The sequence below is a fragment of the Microbacterium sp. NPDC055910 genome, assembly GCF_042271185.1.
Lineage (GTDB): Bacteria > Actinomycetota > Actinomycetes > Actinomycetales > Microbacteriaceae > Microbacterium.
Genome location: NZ_JBHJZS010000037.1, coordinates 20,293 through 29,345, shown reverse-complemented (window position 1 = coordinate 29,345; position 9,053 = coordinate 20,293). Strand labels below are relative to the sequence as shown.

Sequence of the window (9,053 nt, the reverse complement as noted above, 5' to 3'; positions counted from 1 at the left end):
GCTCCGAGGAGCGGCCCCTTTCTCGTTGCGTGACGTCAGGTCCAGCTGATCGGAGCCTCGACGATCTGCGGGTACTTCGCCTCGATGTAGCGCGTGTACTCGTCGATGTGCTCGCGCATCGAATCCGCCGCGGCGGTCGGATCGTGCGCGGCGAGGGCCGCGTAGATCCGGCTGTGCGCCTGGTGCACCGCGAGGCGTCGGTGCTTGGGGTACTCGATGCCGATCGAGGTGCCGTCGAGGATGCCCGTGAGCGCGTCGATCATGTGCGCGAACAGGCTGTTGCCCGACGAGTGGGCGATGAGGTCGTGGAACTCCTGATTGGTCGCGGCGAAGACGTCACTGTCATCGATCCCTGCGACCATGCGGTCCAGATTGTCCTTGAGCGCGGCCAGGTCCTCGTCCGAGACCCGCCGTGCGGCCAGCCGGGACATCGCGGGCTCGAGCGTGCCGCGTGCCTCGACGATGTTGCGGTAGGGGGCGTTCTCCATCTGCATCAGCAGCGAGATGGCGGTCGCGAGGCCGGCGCCGTTGGGAGCCTCGACGACGGGCCCCCCGCCGGGCCCGGGCTTGAGGGAGATCAGTCCCTGGAGCTCGAGGTAGCGAAGCGACTCACGCAATGTCCCGCGCCCGATCTGATACTGCTCGAGCATCGCCTTCTCCGGAGGGAGACGGTCGCCGGGGACATTTCCGCGACGCTGGATGTCGGCAACGATCTGTTGCGCGACGAGCAGCGCCGTCTTCTGTGGCCGCAATGTGGTGTGGTTCATAAGCGGTCCTTCATGTTCTTTCGCGTGTGCGCGAAGTTTGGGCCAATGGTACGCATAGTTGGGCGAGACGCTCAGGGAGTTGTGGAAACTGCTGCGGTTTCCGAGATGATCCCCGCTGCTGCCAGTCGCCCGAGCTCATCGGCCTGCATGCCCAGCCGCTCGCGCAGAACATCGCCGGTGTGCTCGCCGACGCTCGCGATGCCGTCATAGGCAGGTCCAGAATATCCGTCGACGTGGAGCACCGGTCCCGGCATCTTCGCGGGCCCGAGGATCGTGCCGGCGATGTCGACGAGCGTCCGCTCGAGGAAGTGCGGATCGGCGACGATGTCGCTCGAATCGTTGACGGCCGCCGCGACCACCTCGTACTCCTCGAGGATGGCGAGCACCTGGTCGCGGGGGCGCGATCGCACCCAGTCGCGCACGACTTCCTGGAGGGAGTCGTTGTTGCGCATGCGGGCATCGTTCGTGGCGTAGCGCTCGTCGGTCTTGAACTCGGGGACGCCCATGGCGTCGAACAGGCGCATCGCGATCGTCTGGGCCGAGGCGGCGATCGAGAGCCACCCGCCGTCGGCCGCCTGGTAGATGCCGCGCGGGGAGGCGGCGCCGGAGGTATTGCCCTGCCGCGTCATGATCGTGCCGGTCGCGGTGTAGTTGAGCAGCGCGTCGCCGAGGATGAACATGAGCGGCTCGTAGAGTGCGATGTCCACGACCGAGCCGGCGCCCGTGACGCTGCGGCGGTAGAGCGCCATCGCGGCGCCGAACGCAGCCGAGATGCCGGCGATCGAGTCGGCGAAGCCGAACGGCGGCGCCGTCGGGGGAGTGTCGGGCCAGCCGTTGAGGAACGCGAAGCCGCTGGCCGTCTCGGCGACGGTGCCGAACCCGGGGCGCTCGCGGTAGGGGCCCGTCTGCCCGAAGCCGCTGATGCGTGCCATGATCAGCCCGGGGTTGTCTGCCGAGAGGGAGGCGTAGTCCATGCCCCACTTCTCCAGGCGCCCCGGGCGGAAGGACTCGATGACGATGTCCGACTGGGCGATGAGGGAGCGGACGATCTCCTGCCCCTGCGTGGAGCGCAGATCGATGCCGACCGAGCGCTTGCCGGAGTTGATGCGCACGAAGCCGAGAGAGAGCCCGTCCTTCTGGGGCTGCCACTGGCGCGCCATGTCGCCGTTGGTGGGGTCCTCGACCTTGACGACGTCCGCCCCGAAGTCGCGGAGCATGCGCCCGGCTGTGGGGGCGGCGTACATCGCGCCCAGTTCCAGTACGCGAACGCCTGCCAGGGGCGCGCCATTGGTCTCTGACATCGCTTCTCCTCGATCCTCACCGGTGAACACCGATCACTGCTAATAATGATAGTAATAGATTCGAGTAGGTTCGCGACTCCGAGGAGACTCCATGAACGACATCTTCGATCTTTCCGGCAAGGTCGCTCTCGTGACGGGCGGCAGCCGCGGCCTCGGGCTCGCGATGTCGCGGGCACTCGCCGCAGCCGGAGCCGACATCGTGATCGCGAGCCGCGACGGCGACGCGTGCGAGGCTGCCGCGGCGCAGATCGCGGGCGAGACCGGCCGCACCGCGCTGGGCGTCGGCGCCCACGTCGGTAAGTGGGATGACCTTCCCGCGCTCGTCGACACGGCCTACGACCGGTTCGGCAAGATCGACATCCTGATCAACAACGCCGGGATGTCGCCGCTGTACGACTCGATCGGATCGGTCACCGAAGCGCTGTTCGACAAGGTCTTCGATGTCAACCTCAAAGGCCCGTTCCGCCTTTCCGCGCTCATCGGTGAGCGCATGTTCGCGGCAGGTTCGGGGTCGATCATCAATATCTCGAGCGCGGCGTCGTACCGCGCCCGGGCACACAATCTGCCGTACGCCATGGCCAAAGCGGGCCTGAACTCCATGACGGTCGGGCTGGCGCACGCCTTCGCCCCCGTCGTCCGCGTCAACACGATCGTCGCCGGCACGTTCCTGACGGACGTGTCCAAGGCGTGGGACATGGAGGCCTTCCAGCGCCGCGCCGAGGCCTTCGCCGCCCGCAGGGGCGGTCAGCCCGACGAGATCATCGGGGCTGCGCTCTACCTCGCCAGCGACGCGGCGTCGTACACGACGGCATCGACGCTCACCGTCGACGGCGGCCAGCCATGACATCCGTCGCACTCGAGATCGACGCAGGCGTCGCGACGCTGACGCTGAGCCGGCCCGCGACGCTCAACGCCTTCGACCTCGATCTCGCGGCGGAGCTTGTCGCCGCCGTCGCTGACGTCGCGCGCTCGGACGCCGAGGTGGTGATCCTCGCCGGTGAAGGCCGCGCATTCAGTGCGGGCGGCGACGTCCGTGCGATGGCGGGTTCGGGGGATCCGGCGCAGTACCTGCGAGAGCTCACCCGCGACATCCATGCGGCCCTCGCGGCGCTTCGCGAACTGCCGATCCCGGTGATCGCTCGCGTCCACGGCGCAGTCGCCGGAGGGGGGCTCGGACTCGTGCTGGCCGCCGACATCGTCGTGGCTGGTGCCGACGCGACCTTCACCGCGGCCTACGGTGCGATCGGACTGTCGCCGGACTGCGGGGTGACCGCGCTTCTTCCCGACATCATCGGCGCGGGCAGGGCGCGCGCATTCCTCGTCGGTGGTCGTCGCATCGACGCGGCAACCGCGATGCAATGGGGACTCGTCCACACACTCGTGCTTGCCGAGGGCCTCGATGAAGCGGTGGCGGAGGCCGTCGAGAATGCGCGGCGTGCGGGGTCTGCCTCGGTCGCCGCGACGAAGGCGCTGCTGTCGGGCTCGGGGTACCGCGAGCATATGGAGCGCGAGGCGACCGTGATCAGCTACCTCGCAGGCACGACGGCAGCTGCCCGGATCGCTGCTTTCGCCGGAGCCGCCGGGAACAGGTCATGATCGCGGATCTGTCGGTGATGAAGACATTCGTCTCGGTTGTGGATCAGGGCTCGGTAGTCGGTGCGGCGAAGGCCCTCGGATACTCTCCCGCCGCGGTGTCGAGACAGATGGGATGGCTTCAGCGCAGGCTGGGCGTACGCCTGTTTGTGCCGGTGGGGCGCTCGATCGAGCCGACGGCGCCGGCGCTGGAATTTGTGCAGCGTTGTCGCGAGGTGGTCGAGGAGGTCAGACGCTTCGAGTCGTATGCACGTGACTTCGCGTCCGCCGAGGGAGCAACCACCCAAGGACAGGCCGCCTATCAACCGCAGCCCGGGTAGGTGACGCGGCCGTTCGAGTCGATCACGGCTCCGGCCGTCAGAGTCGCCGGCGTGATCTTCGCGCCGATGATGTTCCGTACCTCATCGCCGGCGGCGAGCACATGATCGGCGACGATGCGGCGGTGGCAGCGCCACCACACCGCCTCTGAGCACATGATCGCGGTGGGTCGCTCGCGGGCGCGCCCGCGCAGCTGCTCGAGCGCGTCGTGGAATTCGTCTGTGAGAGCCCAATCGGCGTAGTTGTGGAAGCTGCGGTTCTGCCAGAACGCGTTGACGTTGCGCGGCACATCCTTCGAGGTCGATCGCCGGCCCGTGAGCGCCTTGGCCCAGTCGTAGCCGATGCCCGCCGTTTCGAGTCGCTTCGTCAGTGGGTCCTGGTCGAAGTGCGGATGCGCCCGTGATCCGGGCAATCGACGGATGTCGACGAGCAGTTCCACACCGGCACCCTCGAGCACCTCGATGAACTCGTCGGAGGACAGATCGGAGTGTCCCACGGTGAACAGGGGCGGTGTTGCGGCCTGAGCCATGCGGCCAGGTTACGTGTTTCCCGCCCCGCGAGTGACAGGTCGACCGCCTATTTACTAGGTCTTCCATGTAAAGTGATCACCGTGCCGCAGCCGGCACACGATCTGACGCCGAAACGACGCACAACGTCTCCTTCGGCTCTGCAGGAAGGAGACGTCGATGTCCACGACCAGCATGACGAGCACGCTCACCGCCGATGAGCGGGCGGCGATCCTCGACGCGGTACGTGAGTTCGCGCAGACCGAGCTCGCCCCGCACGCTCTGGACTGGGACGAGCGGTCGCACTTTCCGCGCGAGGTCCTGCACAAAGCCGGCGACCTGGGCCTCGGCGGCATCTACGTGCGCGAAGACGTCGGCGGCGCGGGTCTGGGCCGCGCTGAGGCGGTCGAGATCTTCGAGGCGCTCGCGTACGGCGACCCGACGATGGCCGCGTACATGACGATCCACAACATGGTCGCCTGGATGATCGACACCTACGGCGACGACGCCCAGCGCACCGAGTGGCTGCCGCGGTTGACGACGATGGGTGACCTGGGCGCCTACTGTCTCACTGAGCCCGGCGCCGGCTCCGACGCCGCCGCGATCACGACGAGCGCCATCCGGGACGGCGACGAGTTCGTGCTGACGGGCGTCAAGCAGTTCATCTCGGGTGCCGGCGCGGCATCCGTCTACATTGTCATGGCCCGCACGGGTGAGCCGGGAGCGCGCGGCGTCACCGCCTTCCTCGTCCCGAGCGACGCGGCCGGCCTGTCGTTCGGCGCCAACGAGAAGAAGATGGGCTGGAAGGCGCAGCCGACGCGCCAGGTCATCCTCGACGAGGTGCGGATTCCCGCCGCGAACGTCCTCGGCGACGAGGGGCAGGGCTTCCGCATCGCGATGTCCGCCCTCAACGGTGGACGCATCAACATCGCGGCCTGCTCGCTCGGCGGCGCCCAGTGGGCACTCGATCAGGCGATCCGCTACGTCAACGAGCGCTTCACGTTCGGTGAGCCGCTCGCCGAGAAGCAGAGCGTGATGTTCACCCTCGCCGACATGGCGACCGAGCTGCGCGCCGCGCGCGCCCTCGTGCGCGACGCCGCGGCGGCCCTCGATGCCCAGGCTCCCGACGTGGCGATGCAGTGCGCCATGGCCAAGCGCTACACGACGGATGCCGGTTTCGACATCGCCAACCGTGCCCTCCAGCTGCACGGGGGCTACGGCTACCTGCAGGACTACGGCATCGAGAAGGTCGTGCGCGATCTGCGCGTGCACCAGATCCTCGAGGGGACCAACGAGATCATGCGCGTCATCATCGGCCGCGAGGTGCTGCGGCAGCAGTGAGCGAGGTCAGGCGTCGCCGCTGAGGATGCGCGCCACCGCGCGATCGAGCTCGTCCTCACCCTGCAGCAGCCGGATGCTCTCCATGAGCTCGAGCAGGGGCTCCTGCATGACGGCGAGCACGTCGAGGTTTTCATCGACCGCGTTGAGCATGAACACGAGCCCTCCCGCGATCCCGACGGTCCGGATGCTGCCCGCGACACTGTCGTCGGGGTCTCCGCCGACATCGGCGAGCCGGATCGTCGCGGCGGACTGCAAGACTTCGCCGAACGGCACCGAGGTGTGACGCGTGACCTGCACGGGCGTGGGTGAATCGAGCCCGAGCACCGCGAGTTCGGGGAGCGCGGGCGTCGCGGCATCCTGCTCGAAGACGCTGAGATATGCCACGCCCATCGCCCGCCCGTCGAGCGGCGCGAACCACAGGGCCTGATCGACCTGCGGGGGCCTTTCGGAGGCGACGCTCAGCGCCATCGCCTCGAACACCGCGCGGCTCTCGGCGTCATCGGGCACGGCGGCCGCCGCGAGCTGGGTGGCCCAGGCCGCGGCATCCTCCCACTGCAGGTAGGGGAACCCGGGCGGGATGCCCAGCCAGTCGTTCTCGTCGAGCTCGATGACGTACTCGGTCATGTGCGCTCCCCCCAAGCGAACGTGCCGATGATGCCGTGGCCGAGGTTCTCGAGGGCGCGCGTGAATTCGCTGTCACGATCTTCGGCGAGCATCGTCACGGCGAAGATCAGGTGCAGCCCCGCCGTCGGCTCGCCCTCGTCGGGCCGTGGAATGACGTAGTGGATCGTCGTCGATCCCGCTTCATCGGATCCTTCGAGGGTGTTCTGCCGCTCGATCCAGCGGTACCACCGCACACCGTCCACCTCGACCAGTTCGGGCGTCTGTCCGGTCGCGAGCCCCGTGACGGCCCGGTCCAGGGTCGACCCGGTCGTGACCTGCACGGGCACGACCGTGAGCGATGCCGGCACCGTGAGGTCGCCGGGCACGGCGACGGGCAGATGCACTCCGACCGCGCGTCGCCGGCGCAGGCCCTCGAACATGCGGTGCACGTGCTGGCGGATCGCCATCACGACGTCGGCGCGGCCGGCTTCGCGTGCCCCGGCGGTCGCGAGGGCGGTGAGTGCCTTCTCGCTCTCGAGGTCGGGCCGGAACTCCTGCCAGCCCGGAGGGAACAGCATCGAGAACCGGATGCCGCGTGCCACCTGATCGCTCACAGCTCTCGTCCTGTCATGCCCGCTGCCGCGCGCCGGGCGGCGACGTCGGCAAGATCGGCTTCGAGTGTCTCACGATGCCGGCGGCTGTGCTGAGCGCGGCGCCGCAGAGCGACGGCCTCTTCGAAGAACGGATCCTCGGGTGCTTCCGGGACCGGCGACGGCGGCAGGGTCGCGCGCCGCACGATGAGCACGATGAGCGCGACGACGACGACGGGCACGGCGAGCCAGTGCCAGCCGATCGTGCGGTCGCCGTCGGTGAACGGGCTCGGCTCGGAGTAGGCCAGGGCGAAGAAGATCGGCAGCAGCAGGAAGACCGTCGCAGTGAAGAGGATCGTGTTGCTGACCAGCGGAGCGTGGCGGCGATCGACGAGCGGCCAGATCAGGATCGCGGTGAGCAGCGGCAGGAAGCCGACCAGGATCGTGAGCCACGACGGCAGGGGGATGAACGGGAACGTGACGTCGGACTCCCACACGGTCGAGCCGGACGTGAGATCGGGGATGCCCGAGGCGAGGAAGTTCACGATCGTGATGACGATGAACAGCAGCGAAACGAGGAGGCCGATCGTCATGGGCAGCCAGAAGAGGCCGAGCCGCTTCTCGCGCCGACGGTCGGCCTCGTCGACGAACTCGTAGGCGAATGGTCGGGAACGCGCGCTCATTGCGCGAATGCTCCTCGGAACGAGTCATAGCGCTCGGAGATGCTGGATCCGATGAAGTCGCTGTTCGCGACCCACGTTCCCGCGAACTCGACCCGGCTTGCGATCTGCGCGAACGAACTCGGCCCCTGGCCGGCGACGGCGCCGCTGCGCGCCCACGCGGCGGCGGCGTTGCCGACCGTGCCCTCGTTGCGCAGCAGGAAGTTCGAGAAGCTCGTGACGGAGTTGTGCCCGCCGCGGAACGCGTTCATGATCGGGCGGTCGATGAAGAAGTCGCGCATCGAGAACTGGCCCAGCAGACTGTTGCTGCGCACCCACGACCGAGCACCGTACCAGGTGTTCCGCGCGAAGTTCCAGGTGTTCTGGCCGGCGGCACCGACTCGCGAGAACAGTCCGCCCGACATGGGCGAGTACCCGAACCGGGGGAACGTCGAGCGCACCGACTGGCGCAGCACGGTGCGACCGCTCGAGAACAGCGCCGATGTGCCGCGCAGACCCGCGAGACCGCCGCGCATCCCCTGGATGAGCGGCCTCGCGAACGGGATGATCCCGATGATCGACATCGTCAGATCGAGCCAGTTCCCTCGACCCTTGGCGAACTTGAGCAGGTTGATCGTGAGCATGACCAGACCCACGACGGCGCCGATCGCGGCGATCGCGAGGGCGATGGGACCCGTCACGAACAGCGCCACGACGGCGAGCCCCACGGCGATCCAGCCGAGCACGGGCAGCAGGTCCTCACCCCACGCGTCGTTGTTGTCGGCCGCGTCGAAGGCGTCCTCGATGCCGTTGACGGCTTTGTCGTACGCGTCCGACCACGTCGAGAACGACCGGTCGAAGCTTCCCCACAGCGTCTCGAGGTTGCCCTCGGCGGTCTCTGTCGCCGAGCGCGCCGTCGTCTGAGCCGTGAGCGCCTGCTGCTTCTGGGCGTCGGTGACCTCGTCTTCCCACGGCATCTGCCACGCGTGGTCGCGCACGAGGGCCTCGGCCTCGCGCTCTTCCTGGCGCTTGGTCTGCACGGTGGTGTGCGCCGATTCGATCTTCGGGATGAGCGGGTGGATCACTTCCTGCGCTGTTTCGAGCTTGCGGGCGTACGTGGTCAGCGTGATGCCGGTCCGGCTGTACCGGGTCGCCGCCTTGCTCAGCTCGGGGTGCGTCTCGCCCGCGGCCTCGCGCACGGCGTCGACGGACTCGGCGATCTGCCGGGTGCCTTCGCTGATCAGGCGCAGCTGAGTCACGGTGCGCCGCATGACGCGCGCGGCATCCTTCAGATCGGTCGCGTACCGGTCGATGTCGGACGGAGTGCCCTCGAGACGGCGCAGCACATTGTGCTGGGGTGAGGTGAGAGTCACCG

The 9,053-nt window shown here is 68.2% G+C and carries 11 protein-coding genes; 4 read left to right on the top strand and 7 right to left on the bottom strand.

Going from position 1 to position 9,053, the window contains the following annotated elements:
- Positions 1-35: 35 nt before the first annotated feature.
- Positions 36-767 carry a FadR/GntR family transcriptional regulator gene (locus ACFC3F_RS13195; RefSeq protein WP_376130481.1) on the bottom strand — a complete coding sequence of 244 codons (732 nt, stop codon included), beginning with the start codon at positions 765-767 and terminating at the stop codon, positions 36-38.
- 71 nt (positions 768-838) lie between these two features.
- Entirely contained in the window at positions 839-2,068 is a 1,230-nt protein-coding gene (locus ACFC3F_RS13190; RefSeq protein WP_376130478.1) for a CaiB/BaiF CoA transferase family protein, read from the bottom strand.
- Between the two features lie 91 nt (positions 2,069-2,159).
- Between ACFC3F_RS13190 and ACFC3F_RS13185 the strand changes: the two genes are divergently transcribed.
- The 3 genes from ACFC3F_RS13185 to ACFC3F_RS13175 are packed head-to-tail and all read left to right on the top strand — an operon-like array spanning position 2,160 to position 3,981.
- Positions 2,160-2,912, top strand: coding sequence for an SDR family NAD(P)-dependent oxidoreductase (locus tag ACFC3F_RS13185; RefSeq protein WP_376130475.1), 753 nt, complete (start codon positions 2,160-2,162; stop codon positions 2,910-2,912).
- Positions 2,909-3,664 carry an enoyl-CoA hydratase/isomerase family protein gene (locus ACFC3F_RS13180; protein WP_376130472.1) on the top strand — a complete coding sequence of 252 codons (756 nt, stop codon included), beginning with the start codon at positions 2,909-2,911 and terminating at the stop codon, positions 3,662-3,664. The genes ACFC3F_RS13185 and ACFC3F_RS13180 overlap by 4 nt, the downstream gene beginning before the upstream one ends.
- The gene (locus ACFC3F_RS13175) at positions 3,661-3,981 is read left to right on the top strand and encodes a LysR family transcriptional regulator (protein ID WP_376130470.1); all 321 of its coding nucleotides are present in this window, start codon (positions 3,661-3,663) and stop codon (positions 3,979-3,981) included. Before ACFC3F_RS13180 ends, ACFC3F_RS13175 begins: the two co-directional genes overlap by 4 nt.
- Here ACFC3F_RS13175 and ACFC3F_RS13170 read toward each other — a convergent pair.
- Positions 3,963-4,508, bottom strand: coding sequence for a DUF488 family protein (locus ACFC3F_RS13170; RefSeq protein ID WP_376130467.1), 546 nt, complete (start codon positions 4,506-4,508; stop codon positions 3,963-3,965). The two genes, ACFC3F_RS13175 and ACFC3F_RS13170, sit on opposite strands and share 19 nt — an antisense overlap.
- A gap of 157 nt (positions 4,509-4,665) precedes the next feature.
- Between ACFC3F_RS13170 and ACFC3F_RS13165 the strand changes: the two genes are divergently transcribed.
- Positions 4,666-5,826, top strand: coding sequence for an acyl-CoA dehydrogenase family protein (locus ACFC3F_RS13165; RefSeq protein ID WP_376130464.1), 1,161 nt, complete (start codon positions 4,666-4,668; stop codon positions 5,824-5,826).
- A 6-nt stretch (positions 5,827-5,832) separates the two neighbouring features.
- Here ACFC3F_RS13165 and ACFC3F_RS13160 read toward each other — a convergent pair whose 3' ends face one another.
- Genes ACFC3F_RS13160 through ACFC3F_RS13145 form a run of 4 tightly spaced genes read right to left on the bottom strand, consistent with a single transcriptional unit; the run spans position 5,833 to position 9,051 of the window.
- Complete coding sequence (locus ACFC3F_RS13160; RefSeq protein WP_376130462.1) at positions 5,833-6,450, bottom strand: hypothetical protein; 618 nt, start codon at positions 6,448-6,450, stop codon at positions 5,833-5,835.
- Positions 6,447-7,043 (bottom strand): hypothetical protein, encoded by a 597-nt coding sequence (locus ACFC3F_RS13155; protein ID WP_376130459.1) that lies wholly within the window; start codon positions 7,041-7,043, stop codon positions 6,447-6,449. The genes ACFC3F_RS13160 and ACFC3F_RS13155 overlap by 4 nt, the downstream gene beginning before the upstream one ends.
- Entirely contained in the window at positions 7,040-7,702 is a 663-nt protein-coding gene (locus tag ACFC3F_RS13150; RefSeq protein ID WP_376130456.1) for a hypothetical protein, read from the bottom strand. Before ACFC3F_RS13150 ends, ACFC3F_RS13155 begins: the two co-directional genes overlap by 4 nt.
- Positions 7,699-9,051, bottom strand: coding sequence for a hypothetical protein (locus ACFC3F_RS13145; RefSeq protein ID WP_376130453.1), 1,353 nt, complete (start codon positions 9,049-9,051; stop codon positions 7,699-7,701). The genes ACFC3F_RS13150 and ACFC3F_RS13145 overlap by 4 nt, the downstream gene beginning before the upstream one ends.
- Between the last annotated feature and the right edge of the window lie 2 nt (positions 9,052-9,053).